The organism is Neisseria canis, from assembly GCF_900636765.1.
Lineage (GTDB): Bacteria > Pseudomonadota > Gammaproteobacteria > Burkholderiales > Neisseriaceae > Neisseria > Neisseria canis.
Map to the genome: position 1 here is coordinate 1,015,947 of NZ_LR134313.1, position 25,234 is coordinate 1,041,180.

25 protein-coding genes and 1 pseudogene are annotated in these 25,234 nt (G+C 49.2%); 24 read left to right on the forward strand and 2 right to left on the reverse strand.

The features are described from left to right. The first annotated feature begins 5 nt into the window (after positions 1–5). The 18 genes and pseudogenes from EL143_RS04695 (at position 6) to proB (ending at position 17,466) form a co-directional block, all read left to right on the forward strand. Positions 6–593, forward strand: a complete 588-nt coding sequence (locus EL143_RS04695) for an NADH-quinone oxidoreductase subunit C (RefSeq protein ID WP_054599409.1) — start codon at positions 6–8, stop codon at positions 591–593. After that, on the forward strand, positions 586–1,842 hold the full coding sequence (gene nuoD / locus EL143_RS04700) for an NADH dehydrogenase (quinone) subunit D (protein ID WP_085416693.1): 1,257 nt from the start codon (positions 586–588) through the stop codon (positions 1,840–1,842). Before EL143_RS04695 ends, nuoD begins: the two co-directional genes overlap by 8 nt. After that, complete coding sequence (gene nuoE / locus EL143_RS04705; RefSeq protein WP_085364297.1) at positions 1,842–2,315, forward strand: NADH-quinone oxidoreductase subunit NuoE; 474 nt, start codon at positions 1,842–1,844, stop codon at positions 2,313–2,315. Before nuoD ends, nuoE begins: the two co-directional genes overlap by 1 nt. Before the next feature lie 159 nt (positions 2,316–2,474). After that, positions 2,475–2,825 (forward strand): ester cyclase, encoded by a 351-nt coding sequence (locus EL143_RS04710; RefSeq protein ID WP_231990503.1) that lies wholly within the window; start codon positions 2,475–2,477, stop codon positions 2,823–2,825. A gap of 48 nt (positions 2,826–2,873) precedes the next feature. Beyond that, a pseudogene (locus tag EL143_RS04715) lies at positions 2,874–3,016 on the forward strand (NADH-quinone oxidoreductase subunit NuoE); the annotation flags it as partial. A 40-nt stretch (positions 3,017–3,056) separates the two neighbouring features. Then, positions 3,057–3,452 carry a GFA family protein gene (locus EL143_RS04720; protein WP_085416692.1) on the forward strand — a complete coding sequence of 132 codons (396 nt, stop codon included), beginning with the start codon at positions 3,057–3,059 and terminating at the stop codon, positions 3,450–3,452. A gap of 218 nt (positions 3,453–3,670) precedes the next feature. Further along, positions 3,671–4,966 carry an NADH-quinone oxidoreductase subunit NuoF gene (nuoF, locus tag EL143_RS04725; protein WP_009119547.1) on the forward strand — a complete coding sequence of 432 codons (1,296 nt, stop codon included), beginning with the start codon at positions 3,671–3,673 and terminating at the stop codon, positions 4,964–4,966. Between the two features lie 179 nt (positions 4,967–5,145). Beyond that, positions 5,146–5,676, forward strand: coding sequence for a DUF411 domain-containing protein (locus tag EL143_RS04730; RefSeq protein ID WP_009115723.1), 531 nt, complete (start codon positions 5,146–5,148; stop codon positions 5,674–5,676). 323 nt (positions 5,677–5,999) lie between these two features. Further along, positions 6,000–8,258 (forward strand): NADH-quinone oxidoreductase subunit NuoG, encoded by a 2,259-nt coding sequence (nuoG, locus tag EL143_RS04735; protein WP_085416691.1) that lies wholly within the window; start codon positions 6,000–6,002, stop codon positions 8,256–8,258. A 2-nt stretch (positions 8,259–8,260) separates the two neighbouring features. Beyond that, entirely contained in the window at positions 8,261–9,310 is a 1,050-nt protein-coding gene (gene nuoH / locus EL143_RS04740; RefSeq protein WP_085416690.1) for an NADH-quinone oxidoreductase subunit NuoH, read from the forward strand. A gap of 15 nt (positions 9,311–9,325) precedes the next feature. Further along, positions 9,326–9,805 carry an NADH-quinone oxidoreductase subunit NuoI gene (gene nuoI / locus EL143_RS04745; protein WP_009115726.1) on the forward strand — a complete coding sequence of 160 codons (480 nt, stop codon included), beginning with the start codon at positions 9,326–9,328 and terminating at the stop codon, positions 9,803–9,805. A 12-nt stretch (positions 9,806–9,817) separates the two neighbouring features. Next, positions 9,818–10,477 (forward strand): NADH-quinone oxidoreductase subunit J, encoded by a 660-nt coding sequence (locus EL143_RS04750; protein WP_085416689.1) that lies wholly within the window; start codon positions 9,818–9,820, stop codon positions 10,475–10,477. Next, positions 10,474–10,779 (forward strand): NADH-quinone oxidoreductase subunit NuoK, encoded by a 306-nt coding sequence (gene nuoK, locus EL143_RS04755; RefSeq protein WP_009115728.1) that lies wholly within the window; start codon positions 10,474–10,476, stop codon positions 10,777–10,779. Before EL143_RS04750 ends, nuoK begins: the two co-directional genes overlap by 4 nt. An 18-nt stretch (positions 10,780–10,797) precedes the next feature. After that, complete coding sequence (gene nuoL / locus EL143_RS04760; RefSeq protein WP_085416688.1) at positions 10,798–12,816, forward strand: NADH-quinone oxidoreductase subunit L; 2,019 nt, start codon at positions 10,798–10,800, stop codon at positions 12,814–12,816. A 37-nt stretch (positions 12,817–12,853) separates the two neighbouring features. Then, positions 12,854–14,371 (forward strand): NADH-quinone oxidoreductase subunit M, encoded by a 1,518-nt coding sequence (locus EL143_RS04765; protein WP_085416687.1) that lies wholly within the window; start codon positions 12,854–12,856, stop codon positions 14,369–14,371. 9 nt (positions 14,372–14,380) lie between these two features. After that, positions 14,381–15,832 carry an NADH-quinone oxidoreductase subunit NuoN gene (nuoN, locus tag EL143_RS04770; RefSeq protein WP_085416686.1) on the forward strand — a complete coding sequence of 484 codons (1,452 nt, stop codon included), beginning with the start codon at positions 14,381–14,383 and terminating at the stop codon, positions 15,830–15,832. A 149-nt stretch (positions 15,833–15,981) separates the two neighbouring features. After that, entirely contained in the window at positions 15,982–16,281 is a 300-nt protein-coding gene (locus EL143_RS04775) for a DUF2818 family protein (RefSeq protein WP_085416685.1), read from the forward strand. A gap of 54 nt (positions 16,282–16,335) precedes the next feature. Further along, positions 16,336–17,466: a glutamate 5-kinase gene (gene proB / locus EL143_RS04780; protein WP_085416684.1), complete on the forward strand. Its 1,131-nt coding sequence runs from the start codon at positions 16,336–16,338 to the stop codon at positions 17,464–17,466. Between the two features lie 96 nt (positions 17,467–17,562). Here proB and carA read toward each other — a convergent pair whose 3' ends face one another. Beyond that, positions 17,563–18,693 carry a glutamine-hydrolyzing carbamoyl-phosphate synthase small subunit gene (gene carA, locus EL143_RS04785; RefSeq protein WP_085416683.1) on the reverse strand — a complete coding sequence of 377 codons (1,131 nt, stop codon included), beginning with the start codon at positions 18,691–18,693 and terminating at the stop codon, positions 17,563–17,565. Positions 18,694–19,135: 442 nt separating this feature from the next. Between carA and EL143_RS04790 the strand changes: the two genes are divergently transcribed. The 4 genes from EL143_RS04790 to EL143_RS04805 all read left to right on the forward strand — a co-directional run bounded on the left by EL143_RS04790 (position 19,136) and on the right by EL143_RS04805 (position 21,938). Then, positions 19,136–19,453 (forward strand): DUF5339 domain-containing protein, encoded by a 318-nt coding sequence (locus tag EL143_RS04790; RefSeq protein WP_126326618.1) that lies wholly within the window; start codon positions 19,136–19,138, stop codon positions 19,451–19,453. Between the two features lie 452 nt (positions 19,454–19,905). Beyond that, positions 19,906–20,754, forward strand: coding sequence for an energy transducer TonB (locus EL143_RS04795; protein ID WP_126326620.1), 849 nt, complete (start codon positions 19,906–19,908; stop codon positions 20,752–20,754). Positions 20,755–20,849: 95 nt separating this feature from the next. Beyond that, positions 20,850–21,509, forward strand: coding sequence for a MotA/TolQ/ExbB proton channel family protein (locus EL143_RS04800; protein ID WP_009115737.1), 660 nt, complete (start codon positions 20,850–20,852; stop codon positions 21,507–21,509). A gap of 45 nt (positions 21,510–21,554) precedes the next feature. Further along, positions 21,555–21,938: an ExbD/TolR family protein gene (locus EL143_RS04805; RefSeq protein WP_085416699.1), complete on the forward strand. Its 384-nt coding sequence runs from the start codon at positions 21,555–21,557 to the stop codon at positions 21,936–21,938. Positions 21,939–22,048: 110 nt separating this feature from the next. On the opposite strand, the gene EL143_RS04810 is transcribed toward EL143_RS04805, so the two are convergent. Continuing rightward, positions 22,049–22,537, reverse strand: coding sequence for an FxsA family protein (locus EL143_RS04810; RefSeq protein ID WP_085416698.1), 489 nt, complete (start codon positions 22,535–22,537; stop codon positions 22,049–22,051). Positions 22,538–22,603: 66 nt separating this feature from the next. Between EL143_RS04810 and EL143_RS04815 the strand changes: the two genes are divergently transcribed. Both EL143_RS04815 and EL143_RS04820 read left to right on the forward strand, forming a co-directional pair. Next, positions 22,604–23,356 (forward strand): peptidoglycan DD-metalloendopeptidase family protein, encoded by a 753-nt coding sequence (locus EL143_RS04815; RefSeq protein WP_126326627.1) that lies wholly within the window; start codon positions 22,604–22,606, stop codon positions 23,354–23,356. A gap of 143 nt (positions 23,357–23,499) precedes the next feature. Then, on the forward strand, positions 23,500–25,137 hold the full coding sequence (locus tag EL143_RS04820; protein ID WP_085416680.1) for a flavin monoamine oxidase family protein: 1,638 nt from the start codon (positions 23,500–23,502) through the stop codon (positions 25,135–25,137). Positions 25,138–25,234 lie beyond the last annotated feature (97 nt).

Sequence of the window (25,234 nt, forward strand, 5' to 3'; positions counted from 1 at the left end):
ACAAGATGCACGTAAACGATTTGTATCCGGTTGTCCAAAACGTGTTGGGCGATAAAGCAAGCAAAGTGATCTTGGCTTTAGATGAAATTACCGTTGAATGCCAACCCGAGCACTACCTGAATATCATGACCACGCTGCGTGATCATGCCGACCTGCACTTCGAATCGTTGGTAGATTTATGCGGTGTCGATTACAGCACCTATAAAAACGAACCGTGGGAAGGCAAGCGCTTTGCCGTAGTCAGCCAGTTGGTGTCAATAAAAAACAACCAACGCATCCGCGTACGCGTGTGGGCGGCAGATGACGATTTTCCTGTTGTCGATTCCGTTACCGATATCTACAACAGCGCCGATTGGTACGAACGAGAAGCCTTCGACCTGTTCGGTATTCTGTTCAACAACCACCCCGATTTGCGCCGCATTCTCACCGACTACGGTTTTGTCGGCCATCCTTTCCGCAAAGATTTCCCGATTTCCGGCTATGTAGAAATGCGCTACGACGAAGCCGAAAAACGCGTGATTTACCAACCCGTAACCATCGAGCCGCGCGAAATTACCCCGCGCATCGTCCGCGAGGAGAACTACGGTGGCTAATAAATTAAGAAACTACACCATCAACTTCGGTCCGCAGCACCCTGCCGCACACGGCGTATTGCGTATGATTTTGGAGCTGGAAGGCGAAACCATCGTCCGTGCCGACCCCCATATCGGCCTTTTGCACCGCGGTACCGAAAAACTGGCCGAAACCCGCACCTACCTGCAAGCCCTGCCTTATATGGACCGCTTGGACTACGTTTCCATGATGGTCAACGAACAGGCGTATTGTTTGGCAGTAGAAAAACTGACCGGAGTCGAAGTCCCTATCCGCGCCCAATACATCCGTGTGATGTTTGCCGAAGTAACCCGCATTCTGAACCACCTGATGGGTATCGGTTCCCATGCGCTCGATATCGGCGCGATGACTGTATTCCTCTATGCTTTCCGCGAGCGCGAAGAGTTGATGGACTTATACGAAGCCGTATCCGGCGCCCGTATGCACGCGGCCTACTTCCGCCCCGGCGGCGTATATCGTGATTTGCCCGACTTCATGCCTAAATACGAATCGAGCAAATTCCGCAATGCCAAAGTGCTGAAAAAGCTCAACGAAGCCCGTGAAGGCACCATGCTCGATTTTATCGAAGCTTTCACCGAACGCTTCCCTTCTTGTGTAGACGAATACGAAAGCCTGCTTACCGACAACCGTATTTGGAAACAGCGTACAGTCGGCATCGGCGTGGTTTCGCCCGAACGCGCCCTGCAAAAAGGCTTTACCGGCGTGATGCTGCGCGGTTCGGGCATCGAATGGGATATCCGCAAAAAAGCCCCTTATGATGCCTATGCCAACGTTGATTTCGATATTCCCGTCGGCGTAAACGGCGACTGCTACGACCGCTATCTGTGCCGTATCAACGAAATGCGCGAATCCAACCGTATTATCAAACAGTGCGTGCAATGGCTCAAAGCCAACCCCGGCTCCGTGATTGTCGATAACCACAAAGTCGCGCCGCCCAAACGCACCGAAATGAAAATGGGTATGGAAGACTTGATTCACCACTTCAAACTGTTTACCGAAGGCATGCACGTGCCCGAAGGCGAAACCTATGCCGCAGTCGAGCACCCCAAAGGCGAGTTTGGCATTTATATGATTTCAGACGGCGCCAACAAACCTTACCGCCTGAAAATCCGTGCCCCCGGCTTTGCCCACCTGCAAGGCATGGACGAAATGGCACGCGGCCACATGTTGGCCGACGTGGTAGCCATCATCGGTACGCAAGACATCGTATTCGGAGAGGTAGACCGATAATGTTATCCGCAGAATCTTTAAAACTGATAGATGTTGAATTGGCGAAATACCCCGCCGACCAACGCCGTTCCGCCATCATGGGTGCATTACGCATTGCCCAAGAAGAAAAACGCTGGCTCACGCCCGAAACCATAGAGTTTGTGGCCGATTATGTCGGCATCGCACCGGCAGCCGCTTACGAAGTTGCCACTTTCTACAATATGTACGACCTTGCCCCCGTAGGCAAATACAAACTTACCGTCTGCACCAACCTGCCTTGCGCCCTGCGCGGCGGTGTGAATGCGGCCGAATACCTGAAACAGAAACTCGGCATCGGCTTTGGCGAAACCACTTCAGACGGCCTTTATACCTTAATGGAAGGCGAGTGCATGGGCGCATGTGGCGATGCCCCCGTGATGCTGGTAAACAACCACAAAATGTGCAGCTTTATGACTGAAGAAGCGATTGAAGCGAAATTGGCGGAGTTGAAATAAAAGCCAGCCTGAAAGGTAGAAGATTGAGGTTGGTTTGAAAACCCGGTAACACCGCAAAGACCGTCTGTAAAAAAGTGGGTCAATTAAGTTGTTAAGCAGGTTATGAACTCAAAAGAATTGGTGAAATATTTTTATGAGCAGATTTTTTCGAGAAATCTGATGGATGAAATCGAAAATTATGTTGATGAAAAATGTAATTTGAGAGTGGGAACAGAAATATTTCCAATAGGCTTAGATGGTATGAAAAAGCACATTTCAGATGTGCGGGAAACGTATCCTGATTTTACAATCCAAGTTATTAACCAATTCTCAGAAAAAGAGTATGTAATTTCAGAAATTATTGCAATGGGAACCCATAAAGGCGTGTTTTTGGGAATACAGCCGACAAACAGGAAATTGACTTTTACTGGAATTGATGTCGATAAAGTTGAGAATGGTAAGATTGTAGAGCACAGTGGGGCAATTAATACTTTTGAAACTTTTATTCAAGAAAATATTATAAAGATTTGAATAAATAGGATAGTAAGCCGTAGGTCGGATCCAAGAATGCGACCCACAAAACTCGGCATCGGCTGCGATGAAATCACTTCAGATGGCCTCTACACCTTAGTGGAAGGCGAGTACATGGTAAACACAACCACAAAATGTGCAGCTTTATGACCGAAGAAGCGATTGAAGCGAAATTGGCGGAGTTGCAGTAAGGGCTACCTGAAAGGCCGTCTGAAAAGAAAGGAAGCAAAAATGGAAGCAAAATGCTTGTGTGGTGCCGTATCCATAAAAGTTGAAGCTGACCGCAAGCTGCACGCCTGCCATTGCGGCAAATGCCGTACTTGGGGTAGTGGTGCAAGTTTTACCTTGACGGCCAAAAAACCTGAAATCAGTGGCAGCGAACATATCGGCCGCTACTGCTCGTCCGAATGGGCGGAACGCTGTTTCTGCAAACAATGCGGCACGCACCTGTTTGTGCAGGTGGGCGACGATTATTACATCAATGCGGGATTATTTGCCGATAACGCCGATTTTGAGCTGGAAAGCCAAATTTTTATCGACTGCAAAGCACCGTATTACGATTTGGCCAACGATACGCCGAAACTGACCGAGCATGAGTTTTTAGCCATGATTGGCGCGGAGAAATAACGGGCAGCAAGCCGTAGGTCGGATTCTTGAATCCGATACGGCGAAGCATTTTAAACACTTTAAAAAATCCCTTTTCAGACGGCCTCAACAAGGCTACCTGAAAAGCCGTCTGAAAACCCTTCAGACAGGCATGTAAAAAATATCAGCGCATAACCGCATCAGGCGGTTGGGCGGCAAAACAAAAGATTGAAGAAGATTAACCGATTAGGGCTAAGCAAATGGCTATTTTCCAATCAGGCGTGATTTTTGAAAACGTCGATACCCGCAATCCCGACTGTTGGCACTTGGAAGCATACCAAGCGCGTGGCGGCTACCAAGCACTGCGTAAAATCCTGACTGAAAACATGTCGCAAGACGACGTGATTGCCGAAGTCAAGACTTCGGGCTTGCGCGGGCGTGGCGGTGCGGGCTTCCCCACCGGTTTGAAATGGAGCTTTATGCCCCGTTCCTTCCCCGGTGCGAAATACGTCGTCTGCAACACCGACGAAGGCGAACCCGGCACATTCAAAGACCGCGACATCATCAACTTCAACCCCCATGCGTTGATCGAGGGCATGATCATTGCCGGATACGCAATGGGCGCGGAAGCAGGCTACAACTATATCCACGGCGAAATCTTCGAAGGTTACCAGCGTTTTGAAGAAGCCCTGGCCGAAGCCCGCCAAGCCGGTTTCTTGGGTAAAAACATCATGGGAACGGATTTCAGCTTCGAGCTGTTTGCCGCCCACGGTTACGGCGCATATATCTGCGGCGAAGAAACCGCCTTGCTGGAATCGCTCGAAGGCAAAAAAGGCCAACCGCGCTTCAAACCGCCGTTCCCCGCTTCATACGGCCTGTACGGAAAACCCACCACCATCAACAACACCGAAACTTTTGCTTCGGTGCCGTTCATTATCCGTGACGGCGGACAAACCTTTGCCGACAAAGGCATCGAAAACGCAGGCGGCACCAAACTGTTTTCCATTTCCGGCCACGTTGAACGCCCCGGCAACTACGAAGTGCCGTTAGGTACGCCGTTTGCCAAACTGCTGGAAATGGCCGGCGGCATGAAAGACGGCAAAAAACTCAAAGCCGTGATCCCCGGCGGTTCGTCTGCGCCCGTATTGCCCGGCGAAGTAATGATGACCTTGAACATGGATTACGATTCCATCGCCAAAGCAGGTTCCATGCTCGGTTCGGGCGCGATTATCGTGATGGACGAAGACGTGTGCATGGTCAAAGCCCTCGAACGCTTGAGCTACTTCTACCACGAAGAATCCTGCGGCCAATGCACTCCCTGCCGCGAGGGTACCGGCTGGTTATACCGCGTGGTGCACCGCATTGCCGAAGGCAAAGGCCGCCCCGAAGATTTGGACTTGCTCGATTCGGTCGGCAACAATATGGCCGGCCGCACCATCTGCGCCTTGGCCGATGCCGCCGTATTCCCCGTGCGCAGCTTTACCAAGCATTTCCGCCATGAATTTGAACACTATATCGAGCATGGCAAACCGGCTAAAGAGCATAAGTGGTGTTAGTAAAAGCCGGCTGGTTGGAAAGTAGTGCCTTTTCAATAATAAGGTTGGTTTTTTTTCATTGATTGATTCAGTTTGGTTTTTATAAAACTTCAATGTGAAAATGTTGGTTGATTATAGTCAAAATATTTCTCTCGAATTGGTCTAATTGGCTGCTTAAATTTTAATTTGAGGATGAGATTGTGAAAAAAATAAAATTCTTTTCTAAGCAAACAGCTTGGGTTTTTACTGTATCTGTTGCTGTTTCAGCAGTGGTATTTGGCTTGGTGTCCGAGTCTAATCATCGGCAACAAATGGATTACGCAGATTTGGCGGATAAGGATTTGCTTTCACATCAACATAAAGTGGAGGTGTGGAAGGATCCCAATTGCGGTTGTTGTACTGAATGGGTTAAGCATATGGAGGATAACGGCTTCCAAGTGGTTGTACACAATACTGGTAATCGTGAAGCGAGAGATGAGTTAGGGATGCCGCAAAAATATGGGGCGTGCCATACAGCCAAAGTAGATGGTTATGTTATAGAAGGACATACACCTGCAACGGATATTCGCCGTTTGCTCAAAGAAAAACCAGAGGCTTTGGGTTTGGCAACACCTGGTATGCCGTTGGGTTCTCCTGGTATGGATGGAGAAATGTATCAAAATCGGAAGCATCCTTATGATGTGTTATTGGTCGCTAAAAACGGGAGTAATCAAATTTATCAATCTTACTAATATGTAAGAGAAGGTTGGGTTATTAATTCCAGTAAGAGTAGGTTGGGTTGTAAAACCCAACACAAATATCAGGCCGTCTGAAACATTGGGTTTAAAACCCAATCTACTTACATGATTGATTCCCTTTCAATCAGGCAGAATTTGCCTTGAAGCTTTAAAAAACTAATTAATGAAGTCGGAATTGAAAAACAGGCTGCCTGAAACACAGTCAAAAATAAAATGCCTGTCTGAAAACTTGGTAAACGTATACAACAAATAAAAAAACAGTATTTCAGACGGCCTCATTTAAATTTTTAATAAAACCGTAACTAGGAACATTAACCATGTTACAAATTGAAATCGACGGTAAACAGATTGCAGTCAAGCAGGGTGCGACCGTAATGGAAGCGGCGCACGAGCTGGGCACTTATATCCCGCATTTCTGCTACCACAAAAAATTATCCATTGCCGCCAACTGCCGCATGTGCTTGGTGGAGGTGGAAAAAGCCCCCAAACCCCTGCCTGCCTGTGCCACGCCGGTAACAGACGGCATGGTGGTGCATACCCATTCCGCCAAGGCCAAGCAGGCGCAGGAAGGCGTGATGGAATTTCTGCTCATCAACCACCCGCTGGATTGCCCGATTTGCGACCAGGGCGGTGAGTGTCAGCTGCAGGATTTGGCCGTGGGCTACGGTAAATCGTCGAGCCGTTATCAAGAAGAAAAACGCTCGGTTGTACCCAAAGATATGGGGCCGTTGGTGTCGGCGGAAGAAATGAGCCGCTGTATCCACTGTACCCGCTGTGTGCGCTTTACCGAAGAGATTGCCGGTTTGCAGGAAATCGCTATGGCCAATCGCGGCGAGTTTTCCGAAATCATGCCGTTTATCGGCAAAGCGGTGGAAACCGAATTGTCCGGCAACGTGATTGATTTGTGTCCGGTGGGTGCCTTAACCAGCAAACCGTTCCGCTACGATGCCCGCTCTTGGGAATTGAGCCGCCGCAAAACCATTTCCGCGCATGATGCTTTGGGCAGCAACTTAATCGTGCAAACCAAAGACCACACCGTACGCCGCGTGTTGCCGTTGGAAAACGAAGCTGTGAACGAATGCTGGATTTCCGACCGCGACCGCTTCGCCTACGAAGGCCTGTATCACGAAAGCCGTCTGAAAACCCCGAAAATCAAACACGGCGGCCAATGGCATGAAGTGGATTGGCAAACCGCGCTCGAATATGTGCGTAAAACCTTAGATTGCATTCAAAAAGAAGACGGCCAAGATGCGGTAGGTATTTGGGCTAACCCGATGAACACTATTGAAGAGCTGTATCTGGCCAAAAAACTTTCAGACGGCCTCAATATCAAGCATTTCGACACACGCTTGATGCAGCAAGACAGCCGCCTTGCGGGCAGCTTGAAAGGTGCGCAATGGCTGGGTCAAAGCATTGAAAGTTTGGGCAATGCCGATGCCGTGCTGGTTGTAGGCGCGAATCTGCGCAAAGAACAACCGCTGCTGACTGCCCGTTTGCGCCGTGCCGCCAAGTCTTATATGGCTCTGAGCATCATGGCGAGCAGCAAAGAAGAATTGCACATGCCTTTGTTGGCACAAGAAGCTGTACATCCGAACGAATGGGCAGGCCGTCTGAAAAATATGGCGCAAGACCTTGAAAACGCTGTTTCAGGTAGCCTGAAAAATGCCGAAAAAGCGGCAATCGTGTTGGGTGCTGAAGTGCAAAACCACCCTGATTATGCGGCGATTTATGCTGCCGCTCAGGAATTGGCCGATGCCACCGGTGCGGTTTTGGGTGTTCTACCGCAAGCCGCCAACAGCGTGGGTGCGGATGTGTTGGGCGTGAACCGCGGCAATAGCATTCAAGAAATGTTGGCGCAACCGAAAAAAGCCGTGTTGCTGTTGAATGTAGAGCCTGAAATCGATGTGGCAAACGGCGGTAAAGCGGTAGCTGCATTGAAGCAAGCCCAAAGCGTGATGGCATTTACGCCGTTTGAAAGCGAAACCTTGCGCGAAGTGTGCGATGTGATGTTGCCGATTGCGCCGTTTACCGAAACATCGGGCAGCTTCATCAGCATGGAAGGCCGTCTGCAATCGTTCCACGGTGTGGTAAAAGGCTTTGCCGATTCGCGTCCGTTATGGAAAGTTTTGCGTGTGTTGGGCAATGTGTTCGAGCTGGAAGGCTTCGAATACGACAGCAGCGAGCAGGTATTGAGAGAAGCGGTAAACAAAGAAAGCTTGCCTGAAAAACTGAACAACCACAGCACTTGGCAAGGCGAAGCCGTTCAGACGGCCTCCGGTTTGGTGCGCGTAGGCGGTGTGGGCATCTACCATACCGATGCGATTGTGCGCCGCTCCGCTCCGTTGCAAGCGACTTCACATGCACAAGTGCCTGCCGCCCGTATTCATCCGAACACCTTGGCTGCTTTGGGCTTGCAAGACGGCGAGGCCGTGCAGGCAGGGCAGGGCGGCGCAACGGTTGGTGTGCGTGTAAGCGCCGATGCGGGCTTGCCTGAAAATGTTGTGTATCTGCCGCTGCATACTGAAAATGCTGCGTCGGGTGCGTTGATGAACACTATCGAACTGACGCGGGGTTAATCATGCAGGAATGGTTCCAAGCCTTGTTGGGTAATGAGATCGGCTTAATCGTTTCGATTGTGCTGAAAATCGTGATTATCTTGATCCCGTTGATTTTGACGGTGGCGTATCTTACCTACTTCGAGCGTAAGGTAATCGGCTATATGCAGCTGCGCGTCGGCCCGAACGTAACCGGCCCGTTTGGTTTGATTCAGCCCTTTGCCGACGTGCTGAAGTTGCTGTTTAAAGAAGTTACCCGTCCCAAACTGTCTAATAAGGCGTTGTTTTATATCGGCCCGATGATGTCGCTGATGCCTGCGTTTGCAGCTTGGGCGGTGATTCCGTTTTCTGATGAATGGCTGCTGACCAATGTGGATGCGGGTTTGCTGTACATCCTCATGATTACTTCTCTGTCCGTATATGGTGTGATTATTGCGGGTTGGGCTTCCAACTCCAAATATTCATTCTTAGGTGCCATGCGTTCTTCAGCCCAAACCATTTCTTACGAAATTGCCATGGGTGCGGCATTGGTATGCGTGGTAATGGTTTCGGGCAGCATGAATTTCAAAGAAATTGTTGCCAGCCAAGCCCAAGGCATTGCCGGCGGTTCGATTTTCTCTTGGAACTGGTTTGCTTTGTTCCCCGTATTCATCGTGTATCTGATTTCCGCCGTAGCCGAAACCAACCGTGCACCGTTCGACGTTGCCGAAGGCGAGTCGGAAATCGTGGCCGGTTTCCATGTGGAATATTCGGGCTTTGCATTTGCCCTGTTCTTCCTTGCCGAATATATTTTCATGATTCTGATCGGTGCGCTTACCGCCATCATGTTCTTAGGCGGTTGGCTGTCTCCGTTCCCGCAAACCTGGGGCATTATCGGTACGCCGAGCGCATTTTGGATGTTCTTGAAAATGGCCTTTATCCTTTACGGCTATTTGTGGATTCGTGCCACTTTCCCGCGCTACCGTTACGACCAAATTATGCGTTTGGGCTGGAAAGTGCTGATTCCGGTAACTTTTGTGTGCATCGTATTGCTCGGCTTGTGGATGATTTCGCCCTTGAGTTTGTGGAAATAAGGGAGAGAGTGAATTATGGCTAATTTAGTAAAAACCTTCCTGCTCGGCGAATTGGTAAAAGGCATGGGCGTTACGCTCAAAAACTTTTTCGCCCGCAAAGAAACGATTATGTTCCCCGAAGAAAAAACGCCGCAGTCGGTGCGTTTTCGCGGCCTGCATGCCCAGCGTCGCTATCCGAACGGGGAAGAACGCTGCATTGCCTGCAAACTGTGTGAAGCGGTTTGCCCGGCAATGGCGATTAATATCGAAAGTGAACAACGCGAAGACGGCAGCCGCCGTACTACCCGTTACGATATCGATTTGACCAAGTGCATTTTTTGCGGCTTTTGCGAAGAAGCCTGCCCGACCGATGCCATTGTGGAAACCCATATTCTCGAATACCACGGTGAGAAGCGCGGCGATTTGCACTACACCAAACCCATGTTGCTGGCGATTGGCGACAAATACGAAGCCGAAATCGCCAAACGCAAAGCTGCCGATGCACCCTACCGCTAAAGGAACAGAACCATGACTTTTTCTCTGATTATGTTCTACATATTGGCGGCCATTATCCTATTCGGTGCGGTAAAAACCGTTACCGCCAAAAACCCGGTGCACGCTTCTTTGTATTTGGTGCTTACTTTCTGTATGTCGGCAATGATGTGGATGCTGATGCAGGCCGAATTTTTGGGCATTACCTTGGTTGTGGTGTATGTGGGCGCAGTAATGGTGCTGTTCCTGTTTGTGGTGATGATGCTGAACATCGACATCGAAGAAATGCGTGCCGGTTTCTGGCGTAATGCTCCGGTGGCTTTCACAGTAGGTGTGCTGATGGCCGTTGCGTTAATTATGATTTTGATTGCACCTGATACCAATTTGGCCGCATTCGGCCCCATGAAAGATATTCCCGCCGATTACAGCAACGTGCGCGATTTGGGCAGCCAAATTTACACCACTTATTTGCTGCCGTTCGAATTGGCTGCGGTGCTGTTGGTGCTGGGCATGGTGGCAGCGATTGCGTTGGTACACCGCAAAACGGTTAACCCCAAATATATTAATCCTGCCGATCAAGTGAAAGTGAATGCCAAAGAAGGCCGTATGCGTATGGTGAAAATGGAAGCTGTGGTGCATAAGCCCGCACAGCCTGAAACAGATTCAGACGGCCAGGCAGAGGAGGGCAAAGCATGATTACGATTACGCATTATTTGGTGCTCGCCGCCTTGCTGTTCGGCATCAGTGCGATGGGTATCTTTATGAACCGCAAAAACGTGTTGGTATTGTTGATGTCGATCGAGTTGATGCTGTTGGCAGTGAATTTTAACTTTATCGCGTTTTCACAATACCTTGGCGATACTGCGGGGCAGATTTTCGTGTTCTTCGTGCTAACTGTTGCGGCAGCCGAGTCTGCCATCGGTTTGGCGATTATGGTATTGGTATTCCGTAACCGCAACACGATTAATGTAGCGGATTTGAACAGTTTGAAGGGTTAATCGGGAGAAATAAGAAAAATGAACGATATGAGCTTATATCTGGCGATTGCTCTGATTCCGCTGGCAGGTTCTCTGCTGGCCGGTTTGTTCGGCAATAAAATCGGCCGTGCCGGTGCACACACGGTAACCATTTTAGGCGTAGCCGTTTCCGCCGTATTATCGGCTTATGTGTTGTGGGGCTTTATTAACGGCTCGCGCACCAAATTCGATGAAAATGTATACACATGGTTAACCATGGGCGGGATAGATTTTTCTGTCGGATTTTTAGTAGACACTTTAACAGCCATGATGATGGTGGTGGTAACCAGCGTTTCTTTAATGGTGCATATCTATACCATTGGTTATATGCACGACGAGAAAGTAGGCTACCAACGCTTCTTCAGTTATATCTCGTTGTTTACGTTTAGCATGTTGATGCTGGTGATGAGCAATAACTTCATTCAGTTGTTTTTCGGTTGGGAAGCCGTAGGTTTGGTTTCTTATCTGCTCATCGGTTTTTATTTCAAACGTGAAAGCGCGATTTTTGCAAACTTGAAGGCTTTTTTGGTTAACCGCGTAGGTGACTTCGGTTTCATCTTAGGTATCGGTTTGGTATTGGCTTATTTCGGCGGCAGCTTGCGTTATGCCGATGTGTTTGCTTATTTGCCAAATGTAGTAGGCATGCAGATTTTCGGTTGGGATTTGATTACCGTAACCTGCCTGCTGTTATTTGTGGGTGCGATGGGTAAATCTGCCCAGTTCCCGCTGCATGTTTGGCTGCCCGATTCGATGGAAGGTCCGACACCTATTTCTGCATTGATTCATGCGGCAACCATGGTAACGGCCGGTTTGTTTATGGTATCGCGTATGTCGCCGATTTATGAATTGTCTACTACGGCACTTTCGGTGATTATGGTAATCGGTGCGATTACTGCGCTCTTTATGGGCTTTCTCGGTACGATCCAAAACGATATTAAACGCGTGGTGGCTTATTCTACCTTGTCTCAATTAGGTTATATGACTGTGGCCTTGGGCGTGTCTGCCTACTCAATCGCCATGTTCCATGTGATGACCCATGCTTTCTTCAAAGCATTGCTGTTCTTGGCAGCGGGTAGTGCCATTATCGGTATGCATCACGACCAAGATATGCGCCATATGGGCAATCTGAAAAAATACATGCCGATTACCTGGATCACTATGTTGATTGGTAACTTGTCTCTTATCGGCACGCCTCTGTTTTCAGGTTTCTATTCGAAAGATTCGATTATTGAAGCCGTGCATTTTAGCGATCTGCCCGGTAGCGGCTTTGCTTACTTTGCCGTGCTCGCCAGCGTATTCGTTACAGCTTTTTATGCATTCCGCCAATACTTTATGGTTTTCCACGGTAAAGAAAAGTGGCGTGAAATCCATCACGAACACCATTCAGACGGTCACGATGACGGACACCATCACGGTTTGGGTAAAAACGACAATCCGCACGAAAGCCCTTGGGTCGTAACTCTGCCTTTGGTTTTACTGGCCATCCCGTCTTTGATGATAGGCTATGTAGTCATTGAGCCGATGTTGTATGGCGATTTCTTCAAAGATGTGATTTATGTCAACCATGAAGCGCATCCGGTTATGGCGCAAATGAAAGAAGCATTCCACGGCCCATTGGCTATGGTTTCACACAGTTTGCAGACACCGGTTTTATATTTGGCAATCGGCGGTGTTGTAGCAGCATGGTTTCTGTATGTGCAAGCGCCCCATTTGCCGGCCAAGATTGCTTCGGCATTCAGCCCGATCTACAAACTGCTGGATAACAAATACTACTTGGATGTGATTTATTTCAATGTATTTGCAAAAGGCAGCCGCGCATTGGGCAATTTCTTCTGGAAAGCCATCGATACCGCCATTATTGATAATGGATTGGTTAATGGCAGTGCGAAGTTGGTTGGCGGCATTGCTGCTCAGGTTCGTAAATTTCAGACAGGCTTTATCTACACTTATGCCGCATTTATGGTATTCGGTGTGTTGGCTCTGATTGTGACCTTCTTCTGGGGTCTGTTTGTGAAGTAATGGTACGAATTCAATTTTAGAATAACAGGTTACGAATATGTTTGATAACTTACTCAGCTTGGCAATTTGGGTGCCGATAATTGCCGGCGTGCTGGTCTTGGCGACAGGATCAGACCAGCGTGCGGCCTTGGCGCGTATTCTTGCTTTGGTAGGTTCGCTGGCAGGTTTTTTGGTAACACTGCCGCTGTTCACGCAATTTGATCGGTTGAGCGGCGGTTACCAGTTTACCGAATTCCATAGTTGGATTCCTATCTTGAACATTAATTATGCCTTGGGTGTCGACGGCATTTCCGTTCTGTTTATTATCCTAAATGCTTTTATTACCTTGATGGTGGTATTGGCGGGTTGGGAAGTGATTCAGAAGCGCCCGGCACAGTATATGGCGGCATTCTTAATCATGTCAGGGCTGATTAACGGTGCTTTTGCTGCGCAAGATGCCATTCTCTTTTACGTGTTTTTTGAAGGTATGTTGATCCCTCTTTACCTGATTATCGGTATGTGGGGTGGCCCGCGTCGGGTGTATGCTTCCGTAAAGCTGTTTCTATATACTTTGCTGGGTTCGCTGCTGATGCTGGTTGCTTTGGTTTACCTGTCATATCAAGCGGGCGGCAGCTTCTTAATTGTAGAATTTCAAAATCTGAAGCATATTCCTTTGGGTATTCAGCAACTTTTGTTTATTGCTTTCTTTTTGTCGTTTGCAGTAAAAGTGCCGATGTGGCCGGTACATACATGGCTGCCTGATGCGCACGTTGAGGCGCCTACCGGCGGTTCTATGGTGTTGGCAGCGATTACCCTGAAAGTAGGTGCATACGGTTTCTTACGCTTTATCCTGCCGATTCTGCCAGACGCTTCGCGTTATTTTGCACCGATGATTATTGTGCTCAGCCTGATTGCGGTAATCTATATCGGTATGGTGGCTTTGGTGCAAACCGATATGAAAAAACTGGTGGCATATTCATCCATCAGCCACATGGGCTTTGTAACATTAGGTATTTTTCTGTTCAGCGGCATGTTTTCCGGCGCTAATTTGGGTGAGTTGAACGACTGGGGCCTGAAAGGTGCGATTGTGCAGATGATTTCCCACGGTTTCGTATCGGCTGCTATGTTTATGTGTATCGGTGTAATGTATGACCGTTTGCACAGCCGCAATATCGCCGATTACGGCGGTGTGGTCAACGTGATGCCTAAGTTTGCTGCTTTTATGATGCTTTTCGGTATGGCTAATGCCGGCCTGCCTGCTACTTCGGGCTTCGTAGGTGAATTCATGGTAATTATGGGTGCTGTGGAAGTGAATTTCTGGGTGGGAGCGTTGGCTGCCATTACCTTGATTTACGGTGCATCTTATACTTTATGGATGTACAAACGGGTGATTTTTGGTGAAATCAAGAACCCGGAAGTCAAAGAGATGAAAGACATCAACTGCCGCGAGTTCGCTATTTTGGCGATCTTGGCAGTAGCCGTGCTGGGTATGGGTTTGTGGCCGCAACCTTTTATTGAAGTCGTACATCAAGCTGCGAATGATTTGATTGTACAAGTAGCGCAAAGTAAGATTTGAGGTGTGTGAATGAACTGGACTGATTTAAATTTAAATATCGCCATGCCTGAAATTGTGCTGCTTTCGGCATTATTTATCGTATTGCTGGCGGATTTATGGATTAGTGATGCCAATCGTAAAATCACACATTATCTGAGCCTGCTGACTTTGGTATTGGCTGCCGGTGCGCAATATATGGTGTGGTCACCCGCGAGTACACTGGCATTCAATGGCTTCTATGTTGCAGACAGTATGTCGCAATTGGCAAAAATGGTGATGTATGCCACCGTATTTGCAATATTTGTTTATGCCAAGCCTTATAACCAAGCGCGCGGTATTTTCAAAGGTGAATTTTATACTTTGTCGCTGTTTGCGCTCGCTGGTACCAGCATCATGGTCAGCTCAGCCCACTTCCTGACTGCTTATTTGGGTTTGGAGCTTCTCTCTTTGGCTCTTTACGCGTTGATTGCTTTGCGCCGCCATTCTGCGAATGCTGCCGAGGCTGCATTGAAATACTTTGTTTTGGGCGCATTAGGTTCGGGCTTGCTGCTTTACGGTATTTCTATGGTTTACGGTGCAACAGGTTCGCTTGCTTTTGCGGATATTCTGGCGCAGACCCATGTGATGGGCGGTTCTCCATGGCTGCTTAAGTTGGGTTTGGTATTCATTGTGGTTGCCGTTGCATTCAAATTGGGTGCGGTTCCCTTCCACATGTGGGTGCCGGATGTTTACCAAGGCGCGCCAACTTCCGTGGCTGCTTTGGTAGGTACTGCGCCCAAGATTGCAGCGGTGCTGTTTGCGTTCCGTATTTTGGTGGGCGGTTTGGATACCGTATCTGCCGATTGGAGCAAAATGCTGATTATTTTGGCTGTTGCTTCATTGGTGATCGGTAATTTGGCTGCCATTATGCAAAGCAATATCAAACGCATGCTGGCTTATTCAACTGTGTCACACATGGGTTTTATCCTGTTGGCGTTTACCGCGGGTATGATAGGGTTTGCTTCGGCACTTTATTACGCGCTGACTTACATTGTGATGAGCTTGGTAGCGTTCGGTGTGTTGATGCTGCTTTCCAATGAAGAACATGAGTGCGAAGAAATCAATGATTTGGCCGGTTTGAACCAGCGCAATGCTTGGTATGCTTTTCTGATGCTGCTGGCTATGTTTTCGATGGCCGGTATTCCGCCGCTAATGGGCTTCTATGCGAAATTTACAGTTATTAATGCCATGCTTGGTGTCGGTCATATTTGGTTGGCTGTGTTCGCTGTGGTGATGTCGTTGATTGGTGCTTTCTACTATCTGCGTGTTGTGAAAGTGATGTATTTCGGGAAAGCGGAAACCGAGCGTCCGGTTGAAAGCGGTTTGCCGGTAAAGGCTTTGTTATCTGTGAATGCATTTTTACTGTTACTGTGGGGTGTATTGCCGGATAGCGTGATGCAATGGTGTATTGTTGCTGTCCGCCAGGCTGTGGCCATGCAGTAAATAATGCCTGTCTGAAAAATAAAACGGCAACCATAGGGTTGCCGTTTTTGTTAATATAATGCCTTATTTAAAGATATTTCAGACAGGCATTGTATTTCTAGGCGGTTGGTTTGAACAATGCCTGTCTGAAACGCAAAGCATACGGAATTATGAACGCATCTATGTATATTTTGTTGGTGTTGGCGCTGATTTTTGCCAACGCTCCGTTTTTAACCCAACGTTGGTTTGGTTTGATCAAACTGAAGCGTAAACATTTTGGCCACCATTTGGTCGAGCTGGCGGCAGGCTTCGGTTTCACAGCTTTTCTCGCTTTTTTTCTGGAAAACCGCTCGGGCACGGTGCATCCCCAAGGCTGGGAGTTTTACGCGGTTGTGGTGTGTTTGTATTTGGTGTTTGCCTTTCCTTGTTTCGTGTGGCGTTATTTCTGGCATGCGAAAAATCAAGATTAAACATTGAAATATAGCTGTTTGTGAATTGTGTCTTTCTTCAAAAGAGATAACGCTATGCAAAAGATAACCCATAATCTGGCCGAGGCCAAAACAATCGTTGTAAAAGCAGGCTCCAGTTTGGTTACTGCGGAAGGCCGCGGGATTGATCAGGCTGCTTTGGATAATTGGGCGGTGCAAATTGCAGCGCTGAGAAGTCAGGGTATTGAAGTGGTGTTCGTATCCAGCGGTGCCATTGCAGAAGGCATTAAGAGGCTGGGTTGGCTCAAGCGGCCTAAAGCCGTAAACGAATTGCAAGCCGCCGCCGCAGTAGGGCAAATGGGGATTGCGCAGGCATATGAAACAGCATTTTCACCCCACCGCATACATACGGCGCAAATTCTGCTGACCCACGATGATTTGAGCAACCGTACACGCTACCTGAATGCGCGCAGTACATTGAAAACCCTGTTGGCAAAAGGCATTGTGCCCATCATCAATGAAAACGACACCGTAACCACCGATGAAATCAAATTGGGTGATAACGATACCCTCGGTGCATTGGTAGCCAACTTAATCGAAGCAGATGCCCTGATTATTCTGACTGATCAGCAGGGGCTTTACGATAGTGACCCGCGTAAGAACCCGCAAGCTGAATTTATCCGGCAGATTTCCGCCGCGCATCCTGATTTGGAAAGTATGGCCGGAGGTGTGGGCAGCAGTGTGGGTACCGGCGGCATGTATACCAAAGTGCTGGCTGCGAAACGCGCCGCTTTAAGCGGCGCGGCCACGGTAATTGCATCGGGCAGGGAAGAAAACGTGTTGCTGCGTTTGCTAAAAGGCGAGAGCATAGGCACATTGTTTACCAGTGAGCAAAGCCGAATCAATGCGCGCAAACAGTGGCTGCTCGGGCATGTGCAGATGGTGGGGAGCGTTGTGATTGATCAAGGCGCGGAAAAGGCGGTTGCCGAGCAACACACCAGTTTGTTGCCGGTAGGCTGCATCAGAGTAAACGGCCATTTTTACCGAGGCGAATTGGTTGCGGTGTTAAATAAAGAAGGCAAGGAAATTGCGCGCGGGTTGGTTAATTACAGCAGCGAGGAAACGGCAAAAATTTTGCAGACCCCATCCGGTAAAATTGCCGATCGGCTGGGCTATGCGCATGAAGACGAATTGATTCACAGAGACAATATGGCGCTTCATTGGTAAGCATAAAACGGAAAATGCCTGTCTGAAAACCTTTAGCTTCGTGGAAACTCGCGTTGCTCGTTTTCAGACAGGCATTTTCTATTCTTTTAACACAAATCAGGCTTTTGCAGCACGCATATTATCAATAAATTTATCAAACAGATAAGCTACATCATGCGGGCCCGGGCTGGCCTCGGGGTGGCCTTGGAAGCTGAATACCGCCCGGTCGGTAAGCTCGATGCCTTGCAGCGAACCGTCAAACAGAGAACGGTGGGTAACTTTAACATGTGCAGGCAGGCTGTCTGCGTCCACTTCAAAACCGTGGTTTTGGCTGGTAATCGCAACTTTGCCGCTTTCCAAATCTTGCACAGGATGGTTGCCGCCGTGGTGGCCGAAAGCCATTTTTCGGGTTTTTCCGCCAATAGCTAAGCCTAATAATTGGTGGCCTAAGCAAATACCGAAAACAGGTTTTTTGCTTTCCAGTAATTCTTTCACCGCTGCAATCGCATAATCGCATGGCTCGGGGTCGCCCGGACCGTTGGACAGGAACACACCATCCGGGTTCATGGCCAAAACATCTTTGGCCGGCGTTTGCGCAGGCACTACGGTTAAGCGGCAGCCGCGTTCGGCCAACATGCGCAAGATATTGGTTTTTACGCCGAAATCATAAGCCACCACATGATAAGGCTGCTCTTCCGGGGTTTGGAAGCCTTTGCCCAATTTCCACTCGCCTTCCGTCCATTCGTAAGGCTCGGTGCAGCTCACTTCTTTTGCCAAGTCTTTGCCGACCATGCTGCCGAATGCGGCAATCAGTTCGCGTGCTTTTTCTTCCGTGGCGTCTTCTCCGGTAAGGATGGCACCGGCCTGCGCGCCTTTGTCGCGCAGAATGCGGGTTAGGCGTCGGGTATCGATATCGGCAATGGCCACGGTTTGGTTGCGCACCAAATATTCCTGCAAGCTTTCTTTACTGCGGAAATTGCTGTGTAAAAGCGGTAGGTCGCGGATAATCAGGCCTGCCGCATATACAGAGCGGCCTTCCACATCTTCTTCATTGGTGCCTGTGTTGCCGATATGCGGATAAGTAAGGGTAACGATTTGTTTGCAGTAAGAAGGGTCGGTAAGGATTTCCTGATAGCCGGTCATGGATGTGTTGAACACGACTTCGCCGGAGGTTGAGCCTGCGTGGCCGATTGAAGTACCGAGAAATACGCTGCCGTCTGCGAGAACCAAGATTGCGGGGGTTGTCATGATGGATTCCTGTTTAATCTTTAATGAATCTGATGCGGCTTGGCAAGCAAAGGGAAACCAAGCGGCCGGTAACGGCTGAAAAAAAACACGCTTCGCAACTTGCAGCCAAGTTGTGTGACGTGCTTTAGCTAAAACGGTTTAAATGTTTTAGAAGCGGTTTATTTTAGAATAAATCATGCTTCTGCTCAAGGGAGCAAAAGTAAATAAGGCCTGATACCATGCAAAAAACAATGGATACGTTATGAGATGAATGGATGCTAACTTGGGCTAAGCGGCATGAGTTCCAATCAAAACCATGGAACAGCATAGTTTGCACTTAGAAAAGTGAAACCTTTTTATCGGAATCGGGTCAGTTATACTTAGGTTGAAGAACCGAAATAATCATTTTCAATCAAGCCCGGCAAACTCAAATAGGGCGGGAATTAGAGAGGAGTTTACAAAAATGACTAAATCATTATTAGCTGTGATGACGATGGCTCTGGCATTGACTGCTTGCGGAGAAAAGAAAGTCGATACGCCTGCAGCATCCGGTGCGGAAGCAACCGGCAGCGCCGCAAACTTGTCACCTGAGTGCCAAGCTTATTTTGAGCGTATGGAAAAATGTTTTGCCAAAGGTGGCGCTCAAATCGAAAGCTTGAAAGCCGGTTTGGAAGAATCTAAAAAAGGTTTGGTTGATTTACCGGCCGATCAACAGGCTCAAGCGTGTAAAATGGGTAACGACCAATTTACCCAAGTTGCTCAAGCAGCAAAATGTGAATAAAGAATGAGGCTGATATATCAAAATGCCTGTCTGAAAACTTTCAGACAGGCATTTTTCATTAGGAAATTAACATGTTCTAACAAAGGGCTTGGATTTTGATTATTAATCAACTTAAACTTTACTGCGGCGTTGCTGCACCTTGCCGTACTACCTGTACTGCCTTCGGCTTGCTGCCTTGTATTAAAAATGTGTTGATTAACTATAGGATGATTTTCATTTGGTGAATCAATTTAGATGATTTTGGGCGCAGATTCCTATCTGAATAATTTAGTAAATTGGCGGTAGATTAATGAGATAAAAGGTTTTTTGGATTCGTTATGTGAAAATAATTTGCAAATAGAAATAGTTGCTATTAATATCCGTTTCCTATGGAAAATGAACGAATTTTAATACCTTCAGTTTTGGCGGTTATCACACTTTTACATGTGGGATTGATCGCTGCATTATGGAAAATGACACCTCCGAAGCCTATGGAAATCATGGAAATCGAGTTTGTCGATTTGGGCGGCGGAGGTGGCGGCGGCGGAGCGGGAGAGCCTGCTGTTTCCGAGAAAGCTGCGCCCGAGCCCAAGCCGGTGCCGCCGCCTGCAGTTAAACCCAAGCCTGAACCTAAACGGGTCGAGAAAAAAGTTGAGGCGGCCAAGCCCAAAGTGGCTGCTGTGAAAACCCAAAACAAGGATGCGGATTTTGAAGCCAAGCCGAAAGTTGAAGCCAAACCGAAGTTTGAACCGAAACCCGAATCCAAACCCAAACCCGAACCCAAACGGGAAGTAGTAAAAGAAGTAAAACCTGAACCGCAGGAGAAAGCAGAACCACTGCCGAGGAGGCAGGAAACATTTAAACCGAGTGCCGGCGAATATCAGCAAAGGTCGGGCGGCGCTTCCGGCAGCGGCAACAAATCTGAAGCCGGTAACGGCTCAGGCTCCGGAGAGGGATCGGGAACCGGTTCGGGAAGCGGAAAGGGTTCGGGCAGCGGTTCCGGTTCGGGCAGCGGCAAAGGCTCTGGCAGCGGTTCCGGTTCGGGTGGTGGAAAAGGTGACGGCGCAGGCTCCGGCGGTGTGAGGAATATAGGTTCGTTCGGCGTGCCGAGTTATCCGAGCATTTCAAGGGAAAACGGTGAAGAAGGAACTGTGCGTTTAAAGGCCACGGTAAGCCCCGGAGGCGGCGTGAAGGTTGAAGTGATTAAGAGCAGCGGCTATTCGCGGCTGGATAATGAAGCCAAGCGCACGGTGCGGGGCAGCAGTAAATTCAGCGGCCCGGGCGTGTATGTGGGCAATGTGTCTTTCAGGTTAAACCAATAAAAGCTTTTAAAGAGGGCAGGAGTGGTGAGGCCTGTCTGAAAATGCCAAACGGTTTGCAACAGTATTTTAGTTTATTTTTGAGTAACGGAAATATTATGAATTTATCTTTAGTTTTTCAATCGGGCGATGCCGTTTTGATTTCGGTGTTTATGATTCTTGTGCTGATGAGTATTGCCACTTGGAGCATTATCATTATCCGTGCCATTAAATTGATGAAAGCAAAATCTGCGAATGCGCAGATTCATGATACGGTTTGGTCCAACAAATCGTGGCAGGATGCGGAAAAAATGGCGGCACAAAACCATTCGCCGATGGGCGAGCTGCTTCAGGATGCGGTGCGCGCCAATAAGCTGTATCACAGCGGCAGCTCGCAGGATTTGTCTACCCATCTGCCGTTCAACCAATTTATGCTGCGTCAGATTCATCATAAGATGGGCATGATTATGCGCAAGTTTGAAGGCGGTATGACGGCTTTGGCTTCGATTGGTGCCACAGCGCCGTTTATCGGCCTGTTTGGTACGGTTTGGGGTATTTATCATGCGTTAATCAACATCAGCCACAGCGGCCAGATGAGCATTGCTGCGGTGGCGGGTCCGATCGGCGAGGCGCTGGTGGCTACGGCGTTTGGTTTGTTTGTGGCGATTCCCGCGGTTTTGGCCTATAACTTTTTGGTGCGCAGCAATAAAAAACTGGGTCAGGACATGCATGCTTTCGCGCACGAGTTGCATGTGCAGATTTTGAACAGTAAGGAGTAAGCGGTGAAAGATTTTGGACACGGCTACGGCCAAGACGAATCGCCGATGGCCGATATGAACGTTACCCCGTTGGTTGACGTGATGCTGGTGCTGTTGATTGTGTTTATGATTACCATGCCGGTGCTGACGCATTCCATCCCGATTCAATTGCCCACAGCCTCGGAAGCGGCCAAACCTAAAGACGAGCCGAAAGAGCCTTTGCGGTTGGCGATTGATGTAAAAGGAAAATATGTTTTAGGTGAGAAAGAAACACCGCTTGCCGATTTGGACGATGCCTTGAAAGAAGCCAAAACTAAAAACGACAATGTGGTTTTGGCGATTGATGCCGATAAAGACGTATCTTACGATGCGGTGGCTCAGGCGCTGAACGCAGCTAAGGATGCGGGTGTGTCGAAAGTGGGCTTTGTAACGGAAGTGAAAGCGAAATAGAATAGCTTTAGATAAACCGATGCCTGTCTGAAACCTATTTTCAGACAGGCATCGGTTTTGTGTGTTGATGACTGTATCGTTGTGAAGCGGTGAGCCTTACGGCAACATCTTTATTTCGATTTATCTTCCAAATAGTCCACCGTGTCTTTTTTCCCGGGGCTGTCGGTAACCGTATATTCACCCTCAATCACATCGTCTCGGTTACCATAGCGCCTGTGGGCCGTGTAAGTAAAACCGTCCTGCTCATTGCTGTGGCTGCTGCCGCTCAAATCGGCCACCGGTTTGCCTTTGAAAGGCAGCATCAAAACCAAGGCGGCAAGCATGGAAACAAAACCCGGGCTGAGCAGCAAAACCCCTGCTACGGCATAGCGAATCGGCCAAAGCAGCTGGTAAAGCGACACTTTCCCTCCGGTACGCATGGCCGCCGCAGCCAGCAACACGCCCGAAGTACCCATGCGGCGCAGCATGAAAATCCCGAGCACAAAGCTGGCAATCATCAGCAAAAGGGTTACGCCGCCGCCGAGCCAATCCGCCACCCACACGATGGACATGATTTCCAAAAACAGCATAACCAAAAAAATGATACCGAAATATTGCATGTCGCGTTCCTTGTTTGCATGAGCCTGTAACATAACGCCAAAACCATTTGTTTTCAAGAAACAGTTTTGCATTATTCCGCCGTAAAAAAAGGTAAAGCAAGCGCCAAATACGGCGAATTTGTTTATCCTTTGCGCATTATGAAAAAGAACACTATTTTTACACAATTGATGAATGCCGCCTTAGCCGGCATTGTTTTATTGACCGCAGCCTGTGTGGGCGCGCCCAATACCAAAGGTCCGGTGCCGCCCGGCTATTACCGCGTACAAAGCGGCGATAACCTTTACCGCATCGGCCTGCGTTTTGGTCAGAGCGCCGCCACTTTGGCTAAATGGAATAACCTTGTTGACCCAACCCGTATCGAAGTAGGGCAGGTGCTGAAAGTGAGCGATAAAGCCGATAAAGGTGGCGCCGGTGTTGCCCCTGTCGCCAAAGAAGTGAAGCCCACCAATACGGTTATGCCGATGAAATGGCCGGTGGACAATCGCCAAATCATTGCCAACTACAACGGTTCCACCAACAAAGGCATTGATTTTGCAGGGGAACGCGGCACGCCTGTGCGTGCGGCGGAAGCAGGCAAAGTATTGTTTGCAGGGGAGGGCGTGCGCGGCTACGGCAAGCTGATTTTAATCAGCCACAACCGCAGCACCTTAACCGCCTATGCCCATAACGACCAGATTCTGGTTAAGAAAGACCAAACCGTAAAAGCCGGCGAGCAAATCGCCACCATGGGCGACAGCGAAACCGACCGCGTGAAGCTGCATTTTGAAGTGCGCGTGGGCGGCAAAGCCGTGAACCCTCTGACTTATCTGAATCAATAACCGGCTTTGCCCAAGCATGGGTTTAAGCGGAGTCTAAATAACCCGATAACTGAATCACCGGAGAGCTTCAGCACAAACAGCTATCCGGTGATTCAGTTATTTGGTTATATAATGCCGCTATTCTTCATATGCCTGTCTGAAACATGAAATCCACCCGCCGCCAGTTTCTCGGCTATACCGCCACACTCACCGCCGCCGCATCCGCTTCATGGCTGATACACCGCCATTTAAACCCGATGCCGGGCATAAAGGTCAACCGTGTCGGCCTGCCGCTGGGGCATCTGCTGCGCGACGGCGCCTTGCTTCAAACACCGGCCCAAACCTACCATTGCGACACACTGATTCTCGGCAGCGGCGCAGCGGCATTGAGCGCCTTGTGGTATCTGGAAAAAAACGGACACCGCAATATTCTGCTGGCCGAAGGCTTTGAACGCAACGGCAACAACGCAGGCTATTATACCGGGCAAAAACTCGGCGCCCCCACCGGCGCGCACTATCTTGCGCTGCCATCCCGAGAAAGCGTTTATGTGCGCGAAATGCTGGCCGATTTGGGCATCATCGAAGGCTTCAATCAAGCCGGCAAGCCGGTCTACCGCGAAACCGATTTGGTTTACGCCCCGCAAGAGCGCTTACTTTATCAAGGCAAATGGCAGGAGCACCTGATTCCGAAAGACGATGCCGACACCCGCCGCTTTTTCGGCTTTATCCGCCAAATCAAAACCGCCCGCGGCAGCGACGGGCGCAAACTTTTCGCCATCCCCATAGTATTGTCTTCGGCAGACGAAAACTGGCGCCATCTCGACCGCCTCACTTTTGCCCAATGGCTGACACAGCAAAAATACCGCTCGCTCACGCTGCTTTGGTATCTCGATTATTGCTGCCGCGACGACTACGGGCAGGGCATCGCACAAGTTTCCGCCTTCGCCGGATTACACTATTTTGCCGCACGCGGTAATGAGGATGATGCCGTGCTCACTTGGGCCGACGGCTTGGCGCATCTTTCCGAAGCCCTGCGCACACACACCAAGCTGCAACCCTTGCCGCGTTTGCCCGATACCCCGACGATGGTATTTCCCCAACCCGTTTCATTCGATGCCTCCGCAGTGAAAATCAAAGAAACCGAACACCATGCGGAAGTTTGGCTGCGGCATAACCAAAGCGGCGAAACCCTGGCCGTGTATGCCAAGCGCGTCATCAGCGCCATGCCCTTAATGGTAGCGGCCAGAATATTGGAACAGGCGGCCGATTATGGTTTTCAGACAGGCCTGTCTGAATACGCCCCGTGGCTGGTGGCCAATTTCGTGATGCGCCGCTTCCCGCAGGAAACCGGCGGGAGCGAACTCGCTTGGGATAACGTGGTTTACGGCAGCAAAGGCTTGGGCTATGTGGTGGCGACCAACCAATTTATCCGCACCGCCAAGCCCGCAGAAACCGTGTTCACCACTTACCATGCTCTCAACCACGACACCCCGCAACGCATCCGCCAATGGCTGCTCGAAGCATCCGACCAAACCCTGCTCGACTATGCCGCAAAAGAGCTAACCGCAGCCTACGGCAAACGCGTTTTAAATCATGTAAAGCATGCCGACATCACCGTGCGCGGCCACGGCATGAGCGTGCCCCAACCCGGCTACCTCAACCGCCCGCTGCTACACGCCCTACGCAGCCACCGCTCGCGGATTGTGTTTGCCCACAGCGATTTGAGCGGCTATTCGGTATTTGAAGAAGCCGCCTACTGGGGCGTGGAAGCAGCGAAAAGCATATTGGAAATGCCTGTCTGAAAAAGTTTTAGATAGATTGATTTTTAGATATTGAAGCACACTAAGATAGATAAGAAGGCCGCCCGGAACGATATTTCAGGCGGTTTTATCGTTTTCA

Coding starts and splice junctions, on each gene's coding strand:
- EL143_RS04695 (WP_054599409.1), top strand. CDS start 6: ATGCACGTAAACGATTTGTATCCGGTTGTCCAAAACGTGTTGGGCGAT.
- nuoE (WP_085364297.1), top strand. CDS start 1,842: ATGTTATCCGCAGAATCTTTAAAACTGATAGATGTTGAATTGGCGAAA.
- EL143_RS04710 (WP_231990503.1), top strand. CDS start 2,475: ATGGATGAAATCGAAAATTATGTTGATGAAAAATGTAATTTGAGAGTG.
- EL143_RS04720 (WP_085416692.1), top strand. CDS start 3,057: ATGGAAGCAAAATGCTTGTGTGGTGCCGTATCCATAAAAGTTGAAGCT.
- nuoF (WP_009119547.1), top strand. CDS start 3,671: ATGGCTATTTTCCAATCAGGCGTGATTTTTGAAAACGTCGATACCCGC.
- nuoG (WP_085416691.1), top strand. CDS start 6,000: ATGTTACAAATTGAAATCGACGGTAAACAGATTGCAGTCAAGCAGGGT.
- nuoH (WP_085416690.1), top strand. CDS start 8,261: ATGCAGGAATGGTTCCAAGCCTTGTTGGGTAATGAGATCGGCTTAATC.
- nuoI (WP_009115726.1), top strand. CDS start 9,326: ATGGCTAATTTAGTAAAAACCTTCCTGCTCGGCGAATTGGTAAAAGGC.
- EL143_RS04750 (WP_085416689.1), top strand. CDS start 9,818: ATGACTTTTTCTCTGATTATGTTCTACATATTGGCGGCCATTATCCTA.
- nuoK (WP_009115728.1), top strand. CDS start 10,474: ATGATTACGATTACGCATTATTTGGTGCTCGCCGCCTTGCTGTTCGGC.
- nuoL (WP_085416688.1), top strand. CDS start 10,798: ATGAACGATATGAGCTTATATCTGGCGATTGCTCTGATTCCGCTGGCA.
- EL143_RS04765 (WP_085416687.1), top strand. CDS start 12,854: ATGTTTGATAACTTACTCAGCTTGGCAATTTGGGTGCCGATAATTGCC.
- nuoN (WP_085416686.1), top strand. CDS start 14,381: ATGAACTGGACTGATTTAAATTTAAATATCGCCATGCCTGAAATTGTG.
- EL143_RS04775 (WP_085416685.1), top strand. CDS start 15,982: ATGAACGCATCTATGTATATTTTGTTGGTGTTGGCGCTGATTTTTGCC.
- proB (WP_085416684.1), top strand. CDS start 16,336: ATGCAAAAGATAACCCATAATCTGGCCGAGGCCAAAACAATCGTTGTA.
- carA (WP_085416683.1), bottom strand. CDS start 18,693: ATGACAACCCCCGCAATCTTGGTTCTCGCAGACGGCAGCGTATTTCTC.
- EL143_RS04790 (WP_126326618.1), top strand. CDS start 19,136: ATGACTAAATCATTATTAGCTGTGATGACGATGGCTCTGGCATTGACT.
- EL143_RS04795 (WP_126326620.1), top strand. CDS start 19,906: ATGACACCTCCGAAGCCTATGGAAATCATGGAAATCGAGTTTGTCGAT.
- EL143_RS04800 (WP_009115737.1), top strand. CDS start 20,850: ATGAATTTATCTTTAGTTTTTCAATCGGGCGATGCCGTTTTGATTTCG.
- EL143_RS04805 (WP_085416699.1), top strand. CDS start 21,555: ATGGCCGATATGAACGTTACCCCGTTGGTTGACGTGATGCTGGTGCTG.
- EL143_RS04810 (WP_085416698.1), bottom strand. CDS start 22,537: ATGCAATATTTCGGTATCATTTTTTTGGTTATGCTGTTTTTGGAAATC.
- EL143_RS04820 (WP_085416680.1), top strand. CDS start 23,500: ATGAAATCCACCCGCCGCCAGTTTCTCGGCTATACCGCCACACTCACC.